The sequence below is a fragment of the Halorhodospira halochloris genome (assembly GCF_002356555.2).
Taxonomy (GTDB): Bacteria; Pseudomonadota; Gammaproteobacteria; order Nitrococcales; family Halorhodospiraceae; genus Halorhodospira; species Halorhodospira halochloris.
The window spans coordinates 733449-756236 of sequence record NZ_AP017372.2 but is presented as its reverse complement, the minus strand read 5'-3'; the positions used below and the strand labels follow the sequence as shown (position 1 = coordinate 756236).

Below are 22788 nucleotides of genomic sequence, written 5' to 3'. Positions count from 1 at the left end.
TTGTATCAGCGCATTCAATTCGTAGCGGCGGCTTTCTGGTAGCTCGCCAGTTCAGTGAAATAGTCCGTGGCCCAGCGAACCGGTAGCCGTCTGTCGGGTCGGTAGTCGGGATGACCACTCTTCTCCCGGTGCCATTGCATGATGTTGTCCGCCAGGGAGAGAACGTGAACCTTTTTACCGAGCAGAGCTACGGCGCGGCGCAAGCGACGCTGCAACTCCTCGAGATCGTGGCTCTGTTGCAGCTGCTGGAAGCGCAATTCGCTGACACGAGGTTTCCCGGTCTTCTCCACCTGGGAGCCCATGGCGGCAGCAAAGGACTTCTGTTGATCCATCTCCCGGACTTCGGCCAGCACCGCCGCGACACAGCCCAAGGCGGGCATGTTTCGAGGGGCCTTCAAGTTATCCGGCACCGCAAACCAGAGCAGACGGAACCCCTCTGTCAGCAGCGCGTCATCCGGGGTCTTGGCACGGCGCAGGGCCGGGCGTACCGCCGTGGAGAACGCCGGAAGGCCACCTTCTCCATCCGCCTCAACGGCCCGTGAAACCCGCTGCCACCATTGATAGACCGAGGATCGTGCCTCTGCCTCCCTCAGCACTTGATAGTTGATGTTCGATCTGCTCATGCCTCCTCCTTCGCTGCTTTGTCCTTACTCTTGCCCACGCCTTCCTCCATCCCGGCCCAGGTACGAAGAGTCTTCATGGTCTTGTTCCTCCAAAGCCTCTTCCCCAGTTCGTTACGAGCCGCCACGATCCGCTTCATGTCGAGGGCCTCGGCGTCCCCAGCCAATGACAACTCATCAAAGAGCTCCAAAGCTGTCTCATAGAGAGTCATGTGCCACCGACGTGCCACGTCCTCGGGCATGAACGCGCCATCCTGTTCGGGAAGTCGCTCCGCCAGCTGGTGGAGGTGGCTGTAGAAAGCCGACTCGGTACCTTCCCAGAACCGCTGGTCGATGAAAGAGAAATCGCCGGAAGCGTCCTTGGGTCGGCTGTACCACGCCGATTTGACCGTGCTGCGCAGCAACCAAGCTGCATCACTGGCCGCCTGCACCATGGCGTCGATCCATTCCAGGAAACGGTCACGCAGCCCCTGCTCTTTCGGGATGGCCAACAGCGGCATATAGGTGGCGTACCAGCCACGGGCCTTCATGTTGTCCATGTCGTACCCAAAAACCCAGAGCCGGGCGTGTTGGCTCACGCTACCGAAGTCCCGAAGTGCCTCCGCTTTTTCCTGGTAGTCGAGCACAACGCGGGCCGGGAGATTCTGATGGTTCCGGGTATCCTCAAGGACCAGCGCTTCCCAGTGGCGATAACCCAATCCACCTTGCTGTCCCTTGGTGGAGAGCGGAGGCTCGTCAGGCTTCTTGGGATCCTGACGGTAAGGGGTCAAGGGGTGGACCCAGGCCCCACCGTAGTTGTGTCCGTAGTTCTTGGCGCGCACCTCCCGGACCACCTCCGTGGTCTCGGCACCGCAGACCTGACAACGACACTCCGCCTCTTCTTTATGCATACGGAAGCGACGCGGCATGGCCCAATAGGCGTGGAGGGGATGGACCTCTTCCGGGGTAATCTCGGTGCCGGCCTGCTTGCTCACCCGCGTCGCGGCCAGCCACGGAAAGACGCTGCCATCGGTAAAATCAGGCTCCCCCCCACCCAGATCGTCGGCGTTCAGGACATTCAGCCAGAGCTTCTGCCAAAGTGGAGCTTGGGAATCATCCGGCAGCACGAGGGTCGTCAGCGGACCTCCGCCCCGCAGCCCCGTGCGATAGCCGGATCCCCCTGCAGGCGCATTGACCTGCATGGTGAACAAGGCAAGGGAAGCACAACGCGGGCACATCGCTTCACCAAAACCACGCTTGATGAAATGGTCCGTGTTGAACTTGATCCCCTGATCGCCGGGGGCCTCGATCAGCAGGCTGGCCACTGAAGCGGACCGGGCATCTTCCATGGGATCCAGTTCCTGCATAAACAGGGGGGCATCACCGAAGGCGTTGAAGGCATGCCGCACCCGGGCGAAATGCTCCTGCAGCTGCTCGGCAGTGGGCGGATCGGCCCACCACGCCTGCCACTCCTCGAGATCATCCGGTGGGCACGTGGTCTGGAGAAGCCCGATCAGGAACTGCCATGCCGCCCCGTGGAAGTCGGCTCGAGGTGGTGCCAAATCCACTACATCCTCCCTGGCCAACTCGCAGGGAGGGCCGTATTCGATGGCCCCGCTCCGCAAGCGGAACGGAAGCCACGGTTCGTCGATCAGATTCATTCCAGACCTCCATAGTCCCGCCTCAGGGCTCCTATTGTCTTGTCAGCCCTTGCAGACCTGCCATTTGGGTTGACTACCTTGACCGACCCTTTGGGCAAACCCTTCTCTCGCTCCATCTTCCTGAGCAGCGTTTCTACCGTACAATCACTTCGAGTCCTGCTATTCATGCGTTAAAACCTACTAGCTTTGGGTTGCTTCCGGCGGACTACTGCACCGGCCTACGAGGTAAGGTAGTACCTTGAGCGAAACAAGTCAATGCTGTGTGGTACTGTGCAAAAAACTGCGCTTTCAATTTTTGATAGAATGACGGCTCCTTAGTGTTCCTCGTTCTCATTCGAGGATGAACCGCTGTGCGGTACCGTGCCAACGGTTGATGCTTCTTGTTCCCCGCCTTTGCGGGGAATCACTGCGCCCAGCAAGCTATCGTACGCTGCATGATTGGCCGCCCTTTCATCTGCGGGCAGCCAGAAGCGTGCGTACCTCAATGAACGTACTTCCTCCCGAAGGAGTTCAATCTCGTGGCCCAACTCCTCCGGTAGTGAGGGCAGTCGATCCGCTTGGCTCTTGCGCAGCTGCACCGTGCTCATGGCCCACGGATGCGCGGTGTCGCTGTTCCAAGGCTTCACGCGCTGGTTCTCATCCACCCGGACCAGCACGACCTGAACCGATGGTTCGTCGGACAGGCGGGTGCCGATCTCCTCGTCATCGCTCCAACCACCCTCCACGCTCTTGCCGGAGTACCCTTTGCTCAGATCCAGCACGTTGAAGCCCGCCATCGAGCGGTGGCTCAACTGTTCGGCAAGGGCCTCATCGCTGGCCCTCTGCAGGCCCTCAGGCACGTCGACCTCAGGGGCGTAGACCGCCTCCAGCAGCAAGCGCGCCTCGGCGGGCAGACGAATGGCCCCGCGCTCACGCAGAACCCTCATGGTCAGCCACAGCATGCCGAAATCAGGGTAGACGTAGCTCGTTCCGATCAACGCCCGGCGCACCCACTCAGCATCGGGCTCGTCATTCCACTCCGGGGCATGAACATGGAAGACAGGGGATTCCCGTTGATCTGTTCCACTCAGCAGCAAGTCACCATCAGGTGTCCGCGCATGTCGATAAAGGCGCCCGGCACGCTGGATCAGCAGTTCGACCGGAGCGAGGTCACTCACCAGGACATCGAAGTCCAGATCCAGGCTCTGCTCGACGACCTGAGTCGCAATGAGCACACGACCGGCCCGCTCCGCATTCCCCGACTCCTTGCCGAACAGGCGCAGGGCGTCGTTCTCGATGCGCTGGCGATCACCCATGGTGAAGCGCGCGTGAAATAGCAGCGCCTTGTCGGGCTCGGGGAGGGACTCCCGCAGCGCTTGGTAGGCCCCGATGGCGTCATCAACGGTGTTGCGTATCCAGCAGGCACAACGTCCCGAGCGCGCCGCTTCGACCACCCGGCTCAGAGCCTCCTCCTCGCTGTGAACGAAGTCTACGGGAAGATCACGTTCGCTGGAGGTGCGTGCCGCAACCGGCGTCTCGTCCAATCCTTCGGAATACAGGTGGGTCGCCAGCGGGAAGGCCTCCGACGCCGGTTGCAGTGCCTGTCCGCCTTCTCGCCCTCGCTGCCAGGCTTCCAGAAACCTCCTTCGCATCGACTGCGGAATGGTGGCCGACAACAAGATGGCGCTCCCGCCATGGCGGGCATGGGCCTCCAGCAACCGCTCCAGCAGCGTTCCCGTGTAGGTGTCGTAGGCGTGTACTTCATCAACCACCAGCACCTTGCGGGCGAGACCCAGCAATCTGAGGGACTGGTGTCGTCGGGGCAGCACCCCGAGCAGGGCCTGATCCACGGTGCCTACGCCCACATCGGCCAGCAGGGCCTTCTTGCGGCTGTCCGCCAACCACTGGCTGCACTGGGCAAGGCCTCCTTCATCATCCGGCGTGTAGGGCGTATCGGGGGCCATTTCCGGAAGAATGGAGCGCGTAAAATCGTCGCGAAGCTGCCGCGCGCCATGCGCCAGAACGAGCGAGGGTTGGCTGTCGCGGGAATAAAAGTCGCGGTATACCGCCCCTACTCTCGTGTACATGGCGTTGGAAGTCGCCTGCGTGGGCAAGGCGAAATAGACGCCATTCCTATGCCCCGCCGCCAGCAGACGATGGGCGAGCGTCAGCGCGGCCTCGGTCTTCCCTGCACCGGTAATGTCTTCCAGTAGGAAGAGTTGCGGTCCATCCGCCAACGGGACGCTCTCCGCCCAGGATTGCAGTGGAGCCGGTTCAAATCCGAACATCTGCGAAAAGCCCGGGAACGCGACCATCTCCTTATGCCCCCGCAAGCCACTGCGTTCAACGACTTGCTCTGCACCCGGGAGCGCATACTCATGCCAGTAGGTTGCCAGCGGCATCGACTCGGCGCGGTGCCCGAACACGCTCTGATCGGACCCCAACCAGTCCGCCAGGACCCCGAAACCCGCCAGCTCCCAGCTTGCAGGTTTCAGCACATGATCCCGCCAATGCTTGTCGCTGAGCTGCGCATGCGGGAACGAAGGCTCCAGCAATGCGGCAGCATCTTCCACGAAACCCCACGCGGCCGCCTTATCCTCCGGGCTGAACGCTAAATCAAGCGCCGCCTTCTCCATGTCGACCGGTTTACCGTGGTGGCCGAAGGCCACGCTGAGCCAGAAGGCGAGCGATTGGCGCCCGGTAAGTTCAGAGGGAGCATCCAGCCATTCGTTTCCGGTTTCGGGATTACGCAGACATTCCTGCCCATAGTGTTTCCAGTACGCGAGCGCCAACGCATCATGGCGGCTCCTGTAGACATAACGCGGGTCCGGCTCGACCAGATCGACTCCATCAATCGCTGCGAGGCTCTGAAAGGAGCGAGCGAACTTGCCAAGATCGTGCAACGCGAGAGAGAAGACTAAGAGACGCCGGAAGACATCGGGGGCCATTTGAACTGCGGCGGAGAATCTCTCCAGCAGCTCTTCATCCGAATCCAGCAGGTACTTACCTGTTGCCGCAACATCGAGGGCGTGATAAGGCAGAAGATGGCAGGCATCCCAGCCAAAGCCCCTCTCTTTCGGGATCTTGGCCCAGTAGCGAAAATAGGCTGGCAAGCTTTCCATCACTGCTCCTCAACCGACCACTTTTTCTAGATAATCTGGCGACGCCCACAATAGCGGGAAGTTTTTATAGGCGCCCAGTACCGCACTATAATCGCCTATCAGGGATCCCCATAACCAATCAGGATGTTGTTATGTACATTCCAGAGTTCAACATTACCCTGCCAGGCTGGCTTCATGAAATGCTCAGCGGCGAGCTGCAGCAGCTGCCAGGAGATGAGGCGCAGATGCGCTTTGTGATTTCACTAGCAATAGAGAACATCCGCCAAGAAAGCGGTGGCCCGTTTGCTGCCGCGGTTTTTGACTCATCGGGTAATCTGTTGGCGCCGGGACTGAACCTGGTTACTAGCCTGCACTGCTCCATCCTGCACGCCGAAATAATTGCCCTGGCACTAGCTCAGCAGCGCATCGGCAGCCACGACCTAAGCGATGCCGGCAGATCACACCACACTCTAGTGACCTCTGCCGAGCCATGCGCCATGTGCTTAGGGGCCATCCCCTGGTCAGGGGTCTCGCGGGTCGTCTTTGGGGCCCTGGATGCTGATGTGCGCGAGATCGGGTTCGACGAAGGCACCAAGCCCGATCACTGGAAAGAAGCCCTAGCGACTCGAGGCATAGAAGTACGCGGGGAAGTGCTGCGTAGCGAAGCCGCTCGTCTCCTCCAGGCCTACTCAGAGAAGGGCGGCCCACTCTACTAGTCAACTCAAGTTGGCTATGCCATGCGGTCTCTATATTTGCCTAGTAAAAGCCAACCATGGCGTTGACCCCAAGAACAACCCCAAAAACCAGGCTATTGGAGACGAAGTTAAGCGCGCTAACAAAGAAAACCGCCATCGAGAACTCGCGGCCAGAGGAGGTGGAGTTGCCCGAGCGTGAGTAAAACAAAATAGCTATGCCGCTAAGCAGGGCCAGCGCAGCCATGATGATAATGGCCAAGGTGAAGACGAACATATGGCTCTCCCGTTGTCAGTTTAGGCTGCACCGTGTAGTGCTGTATCAAGTTAGCAAGAATCACGAGATCGGGAAAGAGCAACGATAAGGAACCTCTAGAAGATCCCCACTAAGCCTAGCCGCCTCGGTGCGGAGGTCTTATCGCCAGGGACGGCGCCATGAAACCTCAAGGGTTGAATTCACGGCGCCGTCCACTTCGCGGCAGCCAGAGCCCCCCAGCGGGGAGCACATTGCAGAGGCTCCTAAGCGGCGCCTCTAACGGAAGATATCTTTCGTTATAGCCGCATACCAGGCTGGAGCGAAATCAGCCTCACGGGCACGGAAGCCACGCGACTCGTCAGCAGGACTTAGTCCGCCAGCCCCTTCCACAGAATGTATCTCGCCATCCCTGTGCTCAAAGACATGGGCCACAGTGAAGCCCCAATCGGGTGCTGCAAGGCTGTAACAGGTGTTTACCGTCGTCGGCTCCATCTGTTCACGACCCATGAGCGAATTGATAATCGACACCGCCACAACTTTGGCATGGTTATTGGCTACGTGGCCGGACTTAGGCATCGGGTCGGCGACACAAGCATCACCTATAACATAGACATCGTCATGGATCTTCGACTCAAAGGTGACTTGATCAATAGGGCACCAGCCATCTGCATCTGTCAGGCCCATCTGCTGAGCTATGCGACCGGCCTTCTGCGGCGGCACAACATTGATTACATCACCCTTATGCTCCTGTTCACCGCCATCAGTGAAGACCTTGCGCTCACTCACAGAGACACGGGACAAGGACCCTCCCTCTTCAGCCGGTACCCATTCGATCATATCGCCATATAGCTCCTTCCAGGCCTCTTCGAACAGACCCTGCTTAGAGAAGGAATCCTTTTCATCAAGGACCAAGATTTTCGATTTAGGTTTGTTCTCCTTAAGGTAATGGGCTACTAGGCTAGCCCGCTCGTAGGGACCGGGAGGGCAACGGAATGGATCGGGCGGCGCGCATAGAATGAATGTCCCGCCATCCTCCATCTCCAGTAACTGCGAGCGCAAAACAGCGTACTGCTTACCGCCTTCCCAGGCGTGCGGGATAGCCTCTACGTCAGCAGAACTAAGGCCTTCAATATCGCCATAATCGAAGTCAATGCCTGGAGCGACAACCAATTTATCGTAGGAAATATCGCCGCTGTTCTCTGTTTTTACCTGATACCCAGGGGCATCGAGATCGATTGCCTTATCGTGGATGACCTGCACGCCGTGGCGGTACTCCAAGGCGCGGTAGTCGTGACGCAGGGTTTCAAGATCACGGAAACCGCCCAGATACCAATTTCCCCCGAAGCAAGTATAGTAGGCCCGCTTCGGTTCAATTAGGGTAACCTCCAGGTTGGGCTCATAGAGCTTGAGGTATTTTGCTGCCGAAGCACCCCCCGGGCCACCGCCAACAACTACAACGCGCGCGGCGTCACCACTCCTGCTAGGTTTAGGCGCAGCACAACCAGCCATGCCCGCAGCAGCCGTTATCCCCCCGGCGCCGGCCAGCTTAATAAAATCACGGCGGGAAAGCGCACGATTACTCATCATCGACCTCCCCTGGCCACTCCATGTTCGCTAAATATGCGGCCACCTCACGGATGTCCTCATCGCTATAGCCAGTCGCATGGCGGTCCATGACCGTAACTCCGTCGCCATTGTCTTTAAAATCCTTGAGCATGGCGGCCATCTGCTCCTCACTAAAACCGCTGATCGGAGGCATGCTTTTTATCCCCTCACCGGTGCGATCGTGGCAAGAAAAACAGCTATAGGCGATCATCTGCGCTCGCGTAATCTCACCACCTTGATCAGCCTGCCCTGACTCGGCCGCGCCTACTGCACTCCAGGCGAGCAGCACTGCTGCCCCACCGGCTGCTCCTAAACTTAAGCCAAATCGCAACTTATTAAACATAAACGCCACTCCCCTCCTGTATTATTGATATTTATCATTAAAACACTCCCTGATAGCACTTTAGCCTAATATTCACTCTAGGAAAAGCATATCTTTATACCCAAATTGGGATAGACCAAGGAGCCCCTGAAACCTTCCCCTGAGGCCAATTGGCTGCCCCGAGTGTGGAGGTCTTGGCGCCAGGGATGGCGCCATGAAGCCTCCAGGGATGGAGTCACGGCGTCCTCCACGCCGGGGCAACCAATTGGCTCAGGGGACGTCCTAAGGGCGCCTACTAGAGAGGCTGCCCCCTCACCTTGATTAACACCCCCTGCTAAACTATGCTCATCGCGCGCGCGGCGCTTATGAACCGGTCGTCACTCCCGCCGTAAGCAGAGCTGCAAATTTCAGACCAATTATCGCAGACGGCCTATCTGTCAGCATAAGGAGCATAACCACCCATGCCCGATCAGCTTCTAACCGGCAACGAGGCGGTAGCGCAGGCAGCACTAGATGGTGCTGTTGCACTCGGTACCGGCTACCCCGGCACCCCTTCAACAGAGATCCTTGAGCGTTTCGGCGCCCTCGGTGGCCGCGCTCAGTGGGCCCCTAATGAAAAGGTAGCCCTGGAAGTAGGGCTAGGTGTCGCCTACGCCCATGCCCGAGCCCTTGTAACCATGAAGCACGTCGGGCTTAACGTCGCCGCAGATCCACTGTTCAGCGCCACCTATACCGGCGTTACCGAGGGTTTGGTTATTGCTGTTGCCGACGATCCAGGCATGCACTCAAGCCAGAACGAACAGGATACGCGCCGTTACGCCGAGGCAGCCGGCGCCCCCATGCTCGAGCCGGGAGACTCTCAGGAGGCGTACGACTACACCCTGGCGGCATTAGATGTTTCCCGTCGCTACCAACTCCCGGTGATACTGCGTCTAACAACCCGGGTGTGTCACTCCAAAACCCGGGTCCGCACCCGCGACCAGCTAATGCCAGCGCCAGCGCCTCACTATGAGCGCGACATACCCAGCCGAGTCATGATCCCCGGCTATGCCCGCCCTGCCCATGTCCGCCTGCGCGAGCGTTTAAAGGCGTTAGCGAATTCAGATCAACCCGGCCAATTCCTCGTCGAGGAAGGTGAGAGTAGCGAACTAGGCATCATCGCCAACGGCATCGCTGCGGTGCATGCACGTGAGGCGGCACCTGAGGCACGTATTCTCAAGCCCGGCTTAACCTATCCGCTACCGATCGAAGCGATGCGCAAATTTGCTGCCCAGGTCAAGCGCTGTGTAGTAGTTGAAGAAGGCGACCCGGTGCTCTACACAGCGCTGCGGGCAGCCGGTATAGATGTTGAAGGCAAGGCCGAACCATTTCGCTTCGGTGAGCTGACCGTCGATCGGGTAGCCAAGATACTCACTAACGACCACTCCCCCGACCCCGAGCCAGCTGCACCTCCCAAGCCGCCACGACTTTGCCATGACTGCCCACACCGCCAAGTCTTCCAGATCCTGTCCAAGCATGAGTGCATCGTTGCCGGGGATATCGGCTGTTATACCCTCGGTGTAATGCCACCCTTCGAGGCCATGGACACCTGCGCCTGTATGGGGGCAGGGATCACCATCGGCCTCGGCCTGCGCCATGTACTAGCCAAGGATCAAGCCCGCCGTGTGGTAAGCGTCATCGGCGATAGCACGTTTGTACACACCGGTCTGCCGGGTATTGCGGAGATGGCCTACAACCCCCCGCCGACCGGTCACGTCGTTATCATTGTCGATAACGACACCACCGCCATGACCGGCAAGCAAGAGCACCCCGGAACCGGGCGGCAACTCAACCATTTACCGGCAGCGAACAAACTCAACTACGAGGCCATTGCCCTGGCACTGGGAGTCACTAATGTCCACGTAGTCGATCCAACCGATGGCAGCGGTGAATTCGAGCGCCTTCTCCAAGATCGACTCGCGGCAGAAGAGTTATCTATCATCGTTGCTCGTAAGCCATGCCCACTAGCCCTGAAAGGGCTGGCCAAGCTCAATCAAGCCTCTCCTAGCGACGGATCAGAGCAGAAATGACTGTGCCCAATCAGGTAACCAACATAGTTATAGCCGGACTCGGCGGGCAAGGCATAGTAACCGGTTCAGACATCCTCTCAGGAGCGCTGTTCAAAGCCGGCTACGATGTTAAAAAGAGCGAAATACACGGCATGAGCCAGCGCGGCGGGTCGGTATGCAGCGATATCCGCTTCGGTAGGCGGGTCAACAGCCCGATGGTGCCAGCGGCAAGCGCCGACTTTTTGGTTATCACCGAGAGCACCCAGATCGAGCCCAACCGCCACCGCCTGCATCCCAAGGGGCGCATGATAACCCCTGATGATGTCCCCTTTCTCTTCCAGGATGACGACCCCAAAAGCGCTGCTTACGCAGCCCGCATGATCAACGTCGCCCTGCTCGGGGTGCTCAGCGCCCACTTGCCGATTGAGGAGGAGGTCTGGCTGGAGGCAATACGTGCAGCGCTTTCACCGCATCTGCACGATATGAACTGTCGCGTATTCCTCCATGCACGCAGGATTGAGCAGATAATCAACGGCCTGAATTCGACCGAAGGTGTTGCCTAACGGGTGACATAGATTACTCATTACCCAACATAAAACACCCACATCCACAGTAACCGGGGAGCCAGACATGCTTGAGCGACGTATGGATAACTCCACCAAACAGGCTTTCAATGTAGCCAGCGCACCCGACTACCTCCCCCTGCCCCAACTCCGGGCCCTCCAGCTTGATCGCCTGCGGGCAATAGTCAAGCGCACTTATGAGCGAGTCTCACTGTTTAGGCAGCGTTGCGATGAACGCGGCATCAAGCCTGATGACATACGGCAGCTCGAAGACATCAGACACCTACCGTTTACGGTCAAAAACGACCTGCGCGAAACCTACCCCTACGGTCTCTTTGCCAGCCCCATGGAAGAGATTGTCCGGTTGCACGCCTCCAGCGGCACCACCGGCAAACCCATAGTGGTTGCTTATACGGAATCCGACATCGCGCTCTGGGCTCACGTCATGGAGCGCTCATTCGCAGCCTGTGGGGTACACCCCGGCGATATCGTCCAGAACGCCTATGGCTACGGTCTATTTACCGGTGGCCTCGGTGCTCACTATGGCGCCGAAGCCCTGGGCGCCACGGTTATCCCTATATCTGGCGGTCAAAGTGACCGGCAAATCATGGTCATGCGCGATTTTGGCGTAACTGCCTTATGCTGTACCCCGAGTTACTTCCTGCACCTGCTCGAACGCGCCGATGATTTGGAGGTCGACTGGCAAAATCTGCCCCTGCGCGTAGGCATCTTCGGTGCTGAGCCCTGGACCGATAATATGCGCCAACGCATCGAACAGCAAAGCGGCATCCGCGCTTTCGATATCTATGGGCTCTCCGAGATCATTGGCCCCGGGGTTGGTGTCGAGTGCACCGAACAAGACGGACCACACATCTTCGAGGACCATTTCTATCCTGAAGTTATCGACCCAGAGAGCGGCGAAGTGCTCGCCGACGGCGAGGAGGGTGAGCTGGTGCTGACCACCCTAACCAAGCAGGCTATGCCTATGATCCGCTATCGGACTAGGGATATCACCTCAATTCACACAGCTACTTGCGCTTGCGGTAGAACTGTCCGACGCATCAAGAGGATTGGCCGGCGCAGTGACGACATGCTCATAATCCGCGGGGTCAATGTCTTCCCGTCACAGATCGAGACGGCTTTGCTGCAAGTTGAAGGCACAATGCCCCACTATCAGATCGAACTCAGCCGCGAACAGGGCCTGGACCAACTGGAGGTTGCCGTAGAGGTCAATCAGGATATCCTCAGTGACACAGTACGCGGCATGGAGGAGTTGCACCAGCGCATTGCCCAAGCCATTGAGCGAATCATCGGAGTTCGTGCCACAGTGAGGCTGGTCGAGCCGCAGACCTTGCCCCGCAGCGAAGGCAAGGCTAAGAGGGTAATCGATCGGCGCGAGCAGTAAACCTTGGTAAAGGACTTGAGTGGTTTGCAGGGCTCGCGAGTATCGTGGATTAAAGAGGTGCACATATGAAGATTCAGCAACTTTCTCTGTTCCTGGAGAACCAACCGGCCCATTTAAAGCATCCGTGTGATGCCCTAGCAGCAGCCGGGATAAATATTCGGACCCTCTCGCTGGCCGACTCCGAGCAGTTCGGCATCCTCCGCCTGATCGTGCCGCAGTGGCAGCAGGCAAAACAGGTGCTTGAAGAGGCCGGCTGCGCGGTACGGGTCGATGAGGTAGTAGCACTGGAGATCAACGATGAGGTTGGTGGCCTAGCCAAGGTGCTAGGCACTCTCGAGAGCGGCGGTCATAACATAGAGTACATGTACGCCTTTACCTCCGGACCTAGCGGCAAGGCGATCATGATAATGCGCTTCAACGATACCGACGGTGCCATTACCACCCTGGAAGGGGCACAGATAAATGTGCTCGACTCAGTATCGCTTTTCGAATAGGGCTCGGTCAGGTTCAAGGCTTTAAAACGGAGAAAATAGCATCCATATACTGTCAGGAGAGAGTAGGTTGGACATTAGAGGAGAGCCTTCAGTATGAAGCGGGTGTTTCTGTTTCTAGCAACAAACCTGGCTGTAATCGTCGTGCTCGGGATAGTCTTGAACATACTGTTCGTATTCCTGGGCATACCGGGCATCCTTGATGCACAAGGACAAATCAACATCGCCGGATTGATGCTGTTTGCCGCGCTGTTCGGTTTCGGGGGATCCTTCATATCCCTGGCAATGTCGAAGTTCATTGCTAAAAAGTCCATGGGGGTTCAGATAATCAGCACCCCCGACGGCGGGGTAAACACCGCATCACTTGACCCAAAACTGCAGCGGGTTGTGCAAACCGTCAAGCAACAAGCCAAACGCAAGGGTATCGGCGAACCGGAGATAGGCGTTTTCGACTCGCCCACCCCGAACGCCTTTGCCACCGGTGCACGTCGCGACAAGTCACTGGTTGCAGTAAGCACCGGCCTGCTGCAGAACATGAGCGATGATGAGGTCGATGCGGTACTAGGCCACGAAGTCAGCCACGTTGCCAACGGTGACATGGTGACGCTGGCGCTTATTCAAGGCGTAGTTAACACCTTCGTTATTGCCTTAGCCAGAGTAGTAGGCGTCATGGTTGATCGCCATGTATTCGGTAATGAAGATGGCTACGGTGTTGGCTACTTTGTAACCTCCATCATCGCCGAGATAATCTTCGCTATCCTGGCTTCAACCATAGTCATGTGGTTCTCACGCCAGCGCGAGTTCCGCGCCGACAGCGGCGGTGCCGCACTGACCAGCCGGGAAGCAATGGCCAACGCCTTGGGCCGTCTAAAGGCCATGCAGGATGCCCCCGAGGATATGCCATCTTCGATGCGCGCCTTCGGCATCCGCAGCGGCGGGAGCTCATTCGGCAGGCTGTTCATGTCCCATCCGCCGCTTGAGGAGCGCATCGAGGCACTGCGCCGCGCCGCTTAATAGCGGGTTGCGAGGCCTGCTAAAGGGAACCTCTAAAACCTCCCCGGGGCCATCATCTGCCCCGGTGTGGGGGGCGCCGTGAATCCGTCCTTGGAGGCTTCATGGCGCCAAGACCTCATTACTGGGGCAGATGATGGCCCCGGAAGTTTTTAGAGGCGCCTTACACGGCCTGCCAAGCAGACTTACTCCACCCGACAAGGACGAGAAAAGGGGCAGAAACTGGGGCGCCATCCCCATTCTGCCCCTTCTTTGTTAATCGCTTGCCTCTTTCTCGCTTTGCTCAGCCAGCTTTCTTAAATACTGCTCAGCGTTACGAATAACATCCGGTTTGCCCCGCTTTGCCTTGCCCTGGCGCCAGACCGAACGATCAATCAAACCAATTTTAGTCCGCACCTCTAGGACTCTGCAGTGACGGGGCATAAAGCGAAAGCTGACCAACAGGGCAAGCCCTGCAACAAGGATAAAGACACCAGAGAATATCGCCAGTAGCGGGGTATCGACAAAAACTACTACCGAGGCTGGTGAGGCAATGAATATTAGAATCAAGATTATATAGAGGGCTACTTTTCTATACCCATCTTTGTATTCAAAGATATGGAATTTGTCCTCATCAACCTCGACTGCCTTTATGTTGGCAACCCTGAATGCATTAGCTGGAGTCCTTACCCATTCGCCCTGGACAACCAACTCTTCTGGCAATTCACTTGAGTCAGTCTTGCTCATACTATTCCCTTCCCAATCCAATCCGCGGTTACCAAAAACTGCCGGTATATTAACACACGCCGCCCTCTTCAACGGTTAGAGGGACAGGCACTTTCAGACGCCTTTAAAAACTCCCTGCGGTGCCATTAGATGCCCTGGTGTGGAGGACGCCGTGAATCCATCCCTGGAGGCTTCATGGCGCCATCCCTGGCGCCAAGACCTCCACACCAGGGCAGCTAATGGCACCGCAGGGAGTTCTTAAAGGCACTCTCTAGAAGAGGCACCACACCACAGGGGGACAGGTGCCCAATACGGGGCCATAGGGGGACAGGCACTTTGGGAGAGCTGGAAGAGTGCCTGTCCCCCTAGATTAAAGGTAGACACATAAGCCGCGACAGGCCAATATGCAGAGATTGGGAAGTTACCCGCGCCCCAGGGAAAATTGCATGACTGACAGTATTGATGAACAGCAAAAACTCAAGCTCCGCCTGGAGCGTCTTGACCAAGCCTGCCACCGCCTCGCCCAGACCTCTTCTTTCGCCAAATTCACCCACAGCTCAGAAGTTATCGAGGCAGCACGTCGGGCGCTCAACGACCCAGGAGGCGCGGCTGCTGTCTATCAACGCATAGGCGAACTGACGGATGCTGGCATATTCTCCGGGAGTGACTGGGAGACCCCGGAAATACTCCAACCGGAGATGGCTGCTAACACCCTTAAATTGAGTAGTGACCACACGCTTATCCTCGAGTGCCTGAGCGAGTTGCGGCTGCTGGCCATTCTTGAGGGTGAACTGCCGGCTGAAAGAATCTCTGTGCAGGAGGCGAAGAATTTCCTGGCTCGAGTACTAGCCCTGAATATTCATCTGATCTTTGGCGAAACTGGTGAAGCAGAGCGAGTCAGGCTGGGCCGTAATATTGAGCTGGTTCGCCAGCATCAAAGCTTTATCCTTGAACGGGTCGGCTTTGATGCCGTTGTCGAAGAGCTAATCACCGAGATTTGGCGCATACTGCAACAGCGCCCCATCCAGATCGAACATGTCAAGCTGATGATCACCAACGTCGCTGTCTACCTCAACAGCGACCACCCCGGAGTGCCGATTGCCAGCACCCGCGGCGCTGAGCGCTTGATAAGCGCCCTTTATGGCCCCACCCGCGGCTGCCACGAAGACCCCGGCCTGGATGTCTTCGCTGAGCGGATCACCAGCATGGATGAGCAGACCCTGCGTAACGAAGCCCTGGGTTTTGGGCGCTCCATGCACGATACCGGACTGGTCTCACCCTACCACGCGATCTTTTTACGCTATATAACCGATCACTACCCCGACCTAATCCCAGCCACTTTAGGCCTAAGCAGCACCGGTGTCGAGGTGCTCGGCTGCTTCAGCGAGCTGATCCACCGCCTGATTCGTGAGGCCGTTTGGCCCCAAACCGCCCAGTCCATTCTCGGCCTAGCTGGCCTGATCGAACGCGGCGTCCTCTACAACTCCCCCGTGCCACCATCGCTGTGGCGGCAAATCCATCTTGAGCTCTGCCCAGCTGCCCAGCAGCGCCTTAACCAGCTCGCTAACCCCCTAGCCGATGATGCAACAGGGCCCACCGCACGGGTTCGCTTGCTCGCTGGGGTCATCAACATCCTCGGTCACCCACTCGGGGTTGGCCAAGGCAATAACCCCACCTGCCAATCAGCCCGAGCACTTTCCATGTGGTCGACTAACGATCCGGATTATCTGCTCCAAGTGATCGCCTGGGCGGCAAGGGATAACGACGTTATCTCGCATTTCGAGGGGCGCGAACTCTCCTCTGCTAAACTGCTTGAGGCCCATCAGCCTGATGAGCTGACCGACGTAGATCCGGTTTCAGCGGTGGCCGTGCCTCATCTTGATGTAATCTATATGGAGATGGGCAGACGCTGTATCGGGCGCGGCGAAGACCCCCACCGCTGGGTTAATATGGAGTTCCATGGCTGGTGGGTTGGCCGTGGCTTTGCCATTGCCGTCGATGTGGCAAGTGGTAACCTGCACGATCTTGAAGGATTCGTGAGGCGCTTCTACGCCTGTTATCACCCCCTCTACAACGGCAACAACCCGGTCATCCACTCCCAACCAGCAGGAATAGCAGTTACTGACGCCTCTGGACGCTTCGTGGGCTGGCACGCAATCTCTATTGAGAGGGTCAGCCTCGACCCAGAAGGGGTGACTCGGGTCTATTTCTTCAATCCGAACAACGACAGCACCCAGGATTGGGGCAACGGGGTCTTGGTTTCCACCGAAGGCTGCGGCGAGTACCACGGCGAGTCGTCGCTACCCTTCGAGGAGTTTGTCTCTAGGCTTTATATATTCCACTTTGACCCGCGTGATGAGGCGCCGGGAATTGTCGTCGCAGACGATGCCATGGCCCGTATCCGGGCCATGGTAGAGGGAAGTTGGGGAGCCGGGCGTTAGTCTGCTTGATTTCCAGTCAGATTAAACGTAGAAATCCAGCTCTTCCTGATGGCGCAGCAGATCGCGCAGTTGGTGCGGATTGTCGCCGAAGAAGTAGACCAGTCCCCAGTGGGTGCCGAAAGCAGTCCGCTTAGTCACCGTTTCCTCAATGGGCGGAGTCAACTCATGGTACTCATAGTATTCATGATTGACCGTCTCTTCGGGCATCTCCAGCTTTGATACAACCCGACGCCGCGGATATACCCCGAAGCAACCGGCATGGCCCTTGGCATCCACGACTTCCCGCGGGAAGAAGGCATCGAGCTCTTCTTCGGTGGTCTTCGGATCGAAGCAGAGCACCATGCCTTGGTAGGCATTAAAGCCGTAGGCTCGCTCGAGCAACTCAAAGACCTTGAAACCGGGTGGGCGGTATGCAACTTCACCAAAGTACATAGTACCGTCACTGGTGACAAAATACTCTGGGTGGATAAAGCCGAACTCTATATCAAAGGTCTTGATCAGCTTCTCAATTTCTTTGGTGATCAGATTACGCCAGCTCTCCAGTTCAGGTGTCGCCGGCACAAAGACCGAATAGCCCAACGTTACATATTCGGAGATATTCAGGAAGCGGATCTTGCCATTATAGATCCAGGCCTCAACCGCAAACTCCCAGCCGTCGAGATGGCTCTCCATCAAGACCGGGAACTCATCATCGGGGATCTGATCGATCTCATCCGGAGCACGGATAACCCGGTGCCCCAAACAGCCTGCCTTATCAAAGGCCTTGAGGTGGATCGGATCGTCGGGATCGCCATCCAACTTGAGCAGGGTCTGATTAACCCGCTTGAGGAAGCGAACGACATCCTCACGATCATGTGCCTCTTCAAATATTCCGACCCGAATGCCGCCGAGCTGCGCGCGCCGTTTCATCAGTGCTTTATCGCGAAACAGCACCGCCTGTCCGTGCAAGCGCGGATTGCTCATCAACACGGCGTTGATTGCCCCCGCCCACTCAACCGTCTCTTCGAATAGAGGAATAGCTACGTCAACCCCCTCCTCCTTAAGCCTCTCGGCGATCTCCATAGAACGGTCGTTGAGCCGCTCAAAGTCCCACGGTATGTATGGGATGTTATGCTCCTTGGCATACTCCTCCGCCCAGTACGGCGCTACGACCACATAGCGGCGGTCAAACCGCTCCAGGGCATCTATACAGTTTATGCTCCAGCCGAGGATCGCTACGTAGCCTTTGTTCGGGTCTTTCTCTGTCATCAGGCAATCTCTATCTAGTAATAAATGTTACATGCAGAAACAATCACATAAAGGAACCAAGACTCCCCCTGCGTCTAGGTACCCCGGTGTGGATAACGCCACGAATCCATCACTGGCTTGCCCGAGACCAAAAGGCAGGCTTTTTGGACTCCCCGTATAGGTTACCATTTTTTGTTATTAAAAAGTTGCCGTAGGCGCCATGAAGCCTCCAGGGAAGGATTCACGGCGTCCTCCACACCGGGGCAGATTATGGCGCCGGGGGAGGTTTTTAGAGGTTCTCGACTAGACAAATAAAAACTCCATAATCGGCAACAGCAACGGCACAAAGACAGCTGTTACCAACCCCCCTAAACCCAATGCCAAGCCGGCGAACGCACCTGCCGCTGCACCAATACCAAACGCCTGCGCCGTGCCGAAACCATGTGCCGCCAGGCCGAGAGCAAAGCCCTGCGCTGTCTCATCGCGAATCCCCAGTAGCCGAAAGATCAGCGGCGCCATCAGGCACCCCAAAGCGCCAGTCACTAAGACCAATCCAGCGGTCAAAGACGGCAACCCACCCAAGCGTTCGGTGATCCCCATCGCTATCGGCGAGGTAACCGATTTAGGAGCTAGCGACAGCAGCGTCTCATAGGAGGCACCCAAGGCTGCACCAACCAAGATAGCCGACAGCGCAGCGCTAAGGCTGCCGACCACTACAGCAACGCTGATCGGCAATAGTAGGCGGCGGATCCTGTGCAGTTGATCGAATAGCGGTATAGCCAAGGCTACAGTCGCCGGGCCGAGGAGAAAGTGGATGAATTGAGCACCCTCAAAATAGGTATCGTAGTCGATATCAGCCATTACCAGGAAGGCCATTAACAGCGCCATGGCCATAAGGACAGGATGCAGTATGGGCGGTCGGCCTATCCTCTCCCACAGCAACTGCGCTACCAGAAAGGCAAACAAGGTCGCGGTTAAACCGAGCAGCGGACTTTCGGCTAGATATGCCCAGATATCTTCGAAATCCTCAGCCATCTTCTTCATCTACATTGCGTCGAGGATGCAGGCGCCGCCACTGAAAAACCAGCCCGGTCAACGCCAAGGCTAGTGCAGTGCTAACCACCAGGGCAGCGGCTATAGCAACAGCATCGGCCTCGAGGCGCTGATAGTGAACCATCAAACCGACACCTGCCGGCACAAAGAGCAGGGCCAGATAGCGCAACAGCCCTTCAGCTGCAGTGCGCAGTCCTGCTGGCACCCTCCCAAAAGCGATCAATACCGCAAAGAGCAGGGCTAGACCAATAACCGGCCCAGGCAGAGGCAGACCGAGTAGGCGGGAGAGCAGTTCACCGAGCAACTGAAAGCTGAGCAGGATGGTTATTCCGTAGAGCAATGCCTAGGCCTTGCCGGATAAGTTGCTGTGTTTGGCGGAGAGGGAGGGATTCGAACCCCCGGAGGGCGCATGCCCTCACCCGATTTCAAGTCGGGTGCTTTCGACCACTCAGCCACCTCTCCTGAAGATTTCTCTAGCGCTGCAGCACTGCACAGCTTCTAAACTAAGCCGCCGGGTGCATATTCTGCGCATGTCGGCGCCGATATACAACCTTTTGGCGCACCTCATTTGCTGCTTTAATAGATTCGGCAATCAAGCCCGGACCTCGATAGACCAAGCCGGTATACAATTGAACCAGGTCGGCGCCTGCATGGAAACGGCTGATGACGTCCTTACCGGAAAAGATACCACCCACCCCGATCAAGGTCATCTGACCGTCGATGTGATCGGCAATACGTTCAAGCACGTGCTCAGCCTTATCATGCAGCGGTCTACCGCTTAGACCGCCTTGCTCACGGGCCGCCGACTCAAGGGCAATGCCTTCGCGATCAACCGTGGTGTTGGTAGCAACAATGCCGTCAACACCGAACTCCAGCAAGATATCAAGGGTGCGCTCCAACTCACCTTGATCCCAGTCAGGGGCCAATTTTACCACCAGCGGCACATGCTTCTGGTGCACTAGAGCCAAACGCTGTCGCTCATTACGCAACCTATAGAGAATACTGCGCAGCACTCCCTCCTCACGTTGCAGCGCCCGCAGGCCTGGAGTATTCGGGGAAGAGATATTGATCGCCACATAGTCAGCAACCGCATAGACACTCCCCAAGGCACTAGCGTAATCATCGGCTGCCCGCTGCGGCGGGGTCTCTTTGTTCTTGCCGATGTTAATGCCGATTACCCCATCAAAATTGGACTTTTGGATATTCCGCACCAGGGCGTTAGCTCCGCCATTGTTAAAGCCCATCCTATTGATAAGGGCCTCCTGATGCGGCAAACGAAACAGGCGCGGTGGCGGATTACCTTGCTGCGGACGAGGAGTAACCGTGCCGAGTTCAACAAAACCGAAGCCGAGACGGCCAATTACGTTCAAATAGCGCCCGTCCTTATCAAAGCCAGCCGCCAACCCCACCGGGTTAGGGAACTCCACCCCCATTATCCGCCTTGGCACCACCCGCAACCGGCGTGCCCCACGCGCCAGGCCAAAGTGCGTACCGACCCGAGCCATATCGAGCGCCAAGCCGTGCGCCCTCTCCGGATCAAACTGAAACAACAACGGACGAAGCAGCGAGTAGAACATTCCCTCTCCTCAGTTATGACACGGATCATCTGCACGTAATTATTCGCAAGTATAACTCTCGACCACAAGGTTACGGTATCCTAAACTGCTAGTAACGAGTGAACAGGTAACTTATGGTAGCCATACCAATCATGACACGAAATCAGCGGTCGACCGCAAAACCTCAGCGCAATATCCTCACAGCCGTCGCGATTATACTAATGCTCTTCGCTTTCACCACCAACCCTGCGGCGAAAGCAGAAAAGAGTGCCGATGAACAGTTCGCTCAGTGCGTGCAAGAACTTGGCGATGAACTGCAAGAGGCCGGCTTCAGCCCATCGCTGGTAGATAAGACACTCGCTGACGTTGAAAGACGAGAGCGCATCGTCGAACTCGACCGCTCGCAACCAGAAACATTACAGCACTTCAGTGAATACCTAGACAACCGGGTTACCGAACAGCGCATAGAGCGGGGCCGGTTGATATATGATGTCTATGCCGATTTACTCTGGAAGATACATGATGATTTCGGCATTAGCCCTCGCTATCTGGTCGCCCTGTGGGGGATGGAGACCCACTACGGTGCCTACTTTGGTCAGGTACCGATAGTCGATGCCATAGTCACCCTGTCTTGCGACGAGCGTCGGCCGCAGTTCTTTCGCGGCGAACTTGCCGACATCATAGCGCTGCTCGAAAAGGGCAAACTCCAGACGGATCAACTCTACGGCTCATGGGCAGGGGCAATGGGCCACACCCAGTTTATGCCCAGCACCATGCGCGCTCATGCCATCGATTACGACGGTTCAGGCAGCATAGACCTGCGTGATAGCGTCCCCGACGCCCTGGCCTCAGCTGCCAACTTTCTTAACGAAATAGGCTGGCGTAGCGGTGAACGCTGGGGCCGCGAGGTAAGCCTTAGCGATAACTTCGAGTTTCAGCACTTAGGGCTAAACGAAAAACTCACGGTTAACGAGTGGAGCGAACTGGGCATTCGCCGCGCCGACGGTTCCTATCTGCCAGATAGTGAGATAGAGGCATCCTTGCTCTTGCCTATGGGACGCAACGGGCCGGCATTTCTAGTCTATGAGAACTTTAGAAAAATACTGCGCTGGAACCCGTCGCAATCTTTTGCCCTGGCCGTCGGCTATCTGGCCGATCTGATTGATGGCGCACCTGAGCTGCGGTCACAAAACCCTGATTCCGATCAGCTGCTCGACTTTGAGCAGATGCGTGCAGTACAGCAAATGCTCAACGAGCTAGGTCACGATGCCGGTAACCCAGACGGCTTGCTCGGCCCCAAAACCCGCCGGGCAACACGCAGCTTCCAACAGGAGAACGGCATACCTGCTGATGGTTTTCCGGACCGCGACATCTACGAGCGCCTGCGCGAGGAGACCGGCGAAGCCTAGTTTCTCCGCTAGCCACACAGCGGCATTAATCAGGTATTCGCCGGCAGAGCGCAGTACTCCTGGCTATTCACGCGGGGCCATCTCCTCAACCAAGGCGCGCAGGTAGTCAACGATATCGGCCGACTCATACAGCCACTGACCCGACTGACCGTCGGGGATAAACAGGCATGGCACCATGCGCTTGCCGCCCTCCTGCTCCAAGCGCTTGGCTGCCTCGGGGTCCTCGCCTATATCGACGCGCTCAAGGTCTATACCGAGGCTACGCATTGACAGGTTAACCCGCATACAGAATGGACACCATTTGCGCTCATATAAGACTAGCCCCTCGAGGGCCTGATCGAGCTTGCGCTGTAGCCGCCGCTGCTCACTTGGATCCTGAGACTCGCTCTCTTCACTCATCGCCGCTCCTTACCAAACGACCAGATAATATTCACATAATGTCATAAAACTGTCATGACGCAAATAGCAGATACTGATAGGTTATTAGCAGCATGGGCGCCTCTAAGAACTCCCCACTGAGCCCAACTGCCTCGCAGTAGAGGTCTTGTCGCCAGGGATGGCGCCATGAAGCCTCCAGGGATGGATTCACGGCGTCCTCCACACCGGGGCGGATGGTGGCGCCGGCGAAGTTTTAGAGGTTCCCTAATGGAACCACTAACCCTGC

At 57.2% G+C, this 22788-nt stretch carries 21 protein-coding genes and 1 tRNA gene; 8 read left to right on the top strand and 14 right to left on the bottom strand.

All coding sequences use genetic code 11. From position 1 onward, the window contains the following. Positions 1–14: 14 nt before the first annotated feature. The 3 genes from casB to HH1059_RS03615 form a co-directional block, all read right to left on the bottom strand. Complete coding sequence (casB, locus tag HH1059_RS03625) at positions 15–623, bottom strand: type I-E CRISPR-associated protein Cse2/CasB (protein ID WP_096408400.1); 609 nt, start codon at positions 621–623, stop codon at positions 15–17. Next, entirely contained in the window at positions 620–2260 is a 1641-nt protein-coding gene (gene casA / locus HH1059_RS03620) for a type I-E CRISPR-associated protein Cse1/CasA (protein ID WP_096408398.1), read from the bottom strand. Before casA ends, casB begins: the two co-directional genes overlap by 4 nt. A 314-nt stretch (positions 2261–2574) precedes the next feature. After that, the gene (locus HH1059_RS03615) at positions 2575–5361 is read right to left on the bottom strand and encodes a CRISPR-associated helicase/endonuclease Cas3 (RefSeq protein ID WP_096408395.1); all 2787 of its coding nucleotides are present in this window, start codon (positions 5359–5361) and stop codon (positions 2575–2577) included. A 131-nt stretch (positions 5362–5492) separates the two neighbouring features. Between HH1059_RS03615 and HH1059_RS03610 the strand changes: the two genes are divergently transcribed. Next, entirely contained in the window at positions 5493–6056 is a 564-nt protein-coding gene (locus tag HH1059_RS03610; protein WP_096408393.1) for a nucleoside deaminase, read from the top strand. Positions 6057–6096: 40 nt separating this feature from the next. Here the strand turns inward: HH1059_RS03610 and HH1059_RS03605 are convergent, their stop codons facing one another. The 3 genes from HH1059_RS03605 to HH1059_RS03595 form a co-directional block, all read right to left on the bottom strand. Continuing rightward, the gene (locus HH1059_RS03605; RefSeq protein ID WP_096408390.1) at positions 6097–6309 is read right to left on the bottom strand and encodes a hypothetical protein; all 213 of its coding nucleotides are present in this window, start codon (positions 6307–6309) and stop codon (positions 6097–6099) included. A gap of 255 nt (positions 6310–6564) precedes the next feature. Beyond that, the gene (locus tag HH1059_RS03600; protein ID WP_096408388.1) at positions 6565–7872 is read right to left on the bottom strand and encodes an NAD(P)/FAD-dependent oxidoreductase; all 1308 of its coding nucleotides are present in this window, start codon (positions 7870–7872) and stop codon (positions 6565–6567) included. Then, on the bottom strand, positions 7865–8236 hold the full coding sequence (locus HH1059_RS03595) for a c-type cytochrome (protein WP_096408385.1): 372 nt from the start codon (positions 8234–8236) through the stop codon (positions 7865–7867). Before HH1059_RS03595 ends, HH1059_RS03600 begins: the two co-directional genes overlap by 8 nt. 440 nt (positions 8237–8676) lie before the next feature. Between HH1059_RS03595 and HH1059_RS03590 the strand changes: the two genes are divergently transcribed. The 5 genes from HH1059_RS03590 (at position 8677) to htpX (ending at position 13736) form a co-directional block, all read left to right on the top strand. After that, a complete protein-coding gene (locus HH1059_RS03590; protein WP_096408383.1) occupies positions 8677–10284 on the top strand; it encodes a thiamine pyrophosphate-dependent enzyme in 1608 nt (535 codons plus the stop codon). Next, positions 10281–10826 carry a 2-oxoacid:acceptor oxidoreductase family protein gene (locus tag HH1059_RS03585; protein WP_179948773.1) on the top strand — a complete coding sequence of 182 codons (546 nt, stop codon included), beginning with the start codon at positions 10281–10283 and terminating at the stop codon, positions 10824–10826. The genes HH1059_RS03590 and HH1059_RS03585 overlap by 4 nt, the downstream gene beginning before the upstream one ends. A gap of 67 nt (positions 10827–10893) precedes the next feature. Beyond that, entirely contained in the window at positions 10894–12231 is a 1338-nt protein-coding gene (locus HH1059_RS03580; protein ID WP_231902010.1) for a phenylacetate--CoA ligase family protein, read from the top strand. A gap of 65 nt (positions 12232–12296) precedes the next feature. Further along, positions 12297–12725: an amino acid-binding protein gene (locus HH1059_RS03575; RefSeq protein WP_096408380.1), complete on the top strand. Its 429-nt coding sequence runs from the start codon at positions 12297–12299 to the stop codon at positions 12723–12725. 93 nt (positions 12726–12818) lie between these two features. Further along, positions 12819–13736, top strand: a complete 918-nt coding sequence (gene htpX, locus HH1059_RS03570) for a protease HtpX (RefSeq protein WP_096408378.1) — start codon at positions 12819–12821, stop codon at positions 13734–13736. 252 nt (positions 13737–13988) lie between these two features. Here the strand turns inward: htpX and HH1059_RS03565 are convergent, their stop codons facing one another. Continuing rightward, positions 13989–14459: a hypothetical protein gene (locus tag HH1059_RS03565; protein WP_096408375.1), complete on the bottom strand. Its 471-nt coding sequence runs from the start codon at positions 14457–14459 to the stop codon at positions 13989–13991. Between the two features lie 425 nt (positions 14460–14884). Here HH1059_RS03565 and HH1059_RS03560 point away from each other — a divergent pair, with 425 nt between their 5' ends. Beyond that, positions 14885–16879, top strand: coding sequence for a hypothetical protein (locus tag HH1059_RS03560; protein ID WP_096408373.1), 1995 nt, complete (start codon positions 14885–14887; stop codon positions 16877–16879). 21 nt (positions 16880–16900) lie between these two features. Here HH1059_RS03560 and HH1059_RS03555 read toward each other — a convergent pair whose 3' ends face one another. From HH1059_RS03555 to HH1059_RS03535, 5 genes are all read right to left on the bottom strand, one after another. Then, positions 16901–18127, bottom strand: a complete 1227-nt coding sequence (locus HH1059_RS03555; protein ID WP_096408370.1) for an ATP-grasp domain-containing protein — start codon at positions 18125–18127, stop codon at positions 16901–16903. A gap of 282 nt (positions 18128–18409) precedes the next feature. Then, on the bottom strand, positions 18410–19141 hold the full coding sequence (locus HH1059_RS03550) for an LrgB family protein (protein ID WP_096410312.1): 732 nt from the start codon (positions 19139–19141) through the stop codon (positions 18410–18412). Continuing rightward, on the bottom strand, positions 19134–19499 hold the full coding sequence (locus HH1059_RS03545; RefSeq protein ID WP_096408368.1) for a CidA/LrgA family protein: 366 nt from the start codon (positions 19497–19499) through the stop codon (positions 19134–19136). Before HH1059_RS03545 ends, HH1059_RS03550 begins: the two co-directional genes overlap by 8 nt. A gap of 32 nt (positions 19500–19531) precedes the next feature. Continuing rightward, positions 19532–19621 (bottom strand) — tRNA-Ser (locus tag HH1059_RS03540). 41 nt (positions 19622–19662) lie between these two features. Continuing rightward, positions 19663–20736: a quinone-dependent dihydroorotate dehydrogenase gene (locus tag HH1059_RS03535; protein ID WP_096408365.1), complete on the bottom strand. Its 1074-nt coding sequence runs from the start codon at positions 20734–20736 to the stop codon at positions 19663–19665. A gap of 131 nt (positions 20737–20867) precedes the next feature. Between HH1059_RS03535 and HH1059_RS03530 the strand changes: the two genes are divergently transcribed. Continuing rightward, complete coding sequence (locus HH1059_RS03530; protein WP_231902009.1) at positions 20868–22124, top strand: lytic murein transglycosylase; 1257 nt, start codon at positions 20868–20870, stop codon at positions 22122–22124. A 63-nt stretch (positions 22125–22187) separates the two neighbouring features. Here HH1059_RS03530 and HH1059_RS03525 read toward each other — a convergent pair whose 3' ends face one another. Then, complete coding sequence (locus tag HH1059_RS03525; protein WP_096408363.1) at positions 22188–22523, bottom strand: glutaredoxin family protein; 336 nt, start codon at positions 22521–22523, stop codon at positions 22188–22190. A 52-nt stretch (positions 22524–22575) separates the two neighbouring features. Continuing rightward, complete coding sequence (locus tag HH1059_RS13175) at positions 22576–22713, bottom strand: hypothetical protein (RefSeq protein ID WP_162549343.1); 138 nt, start codon at positions 22711–22713, stop codon at positions 22576–22578. Positions 22714–22788: the final 75 nt, after the last annotated feature.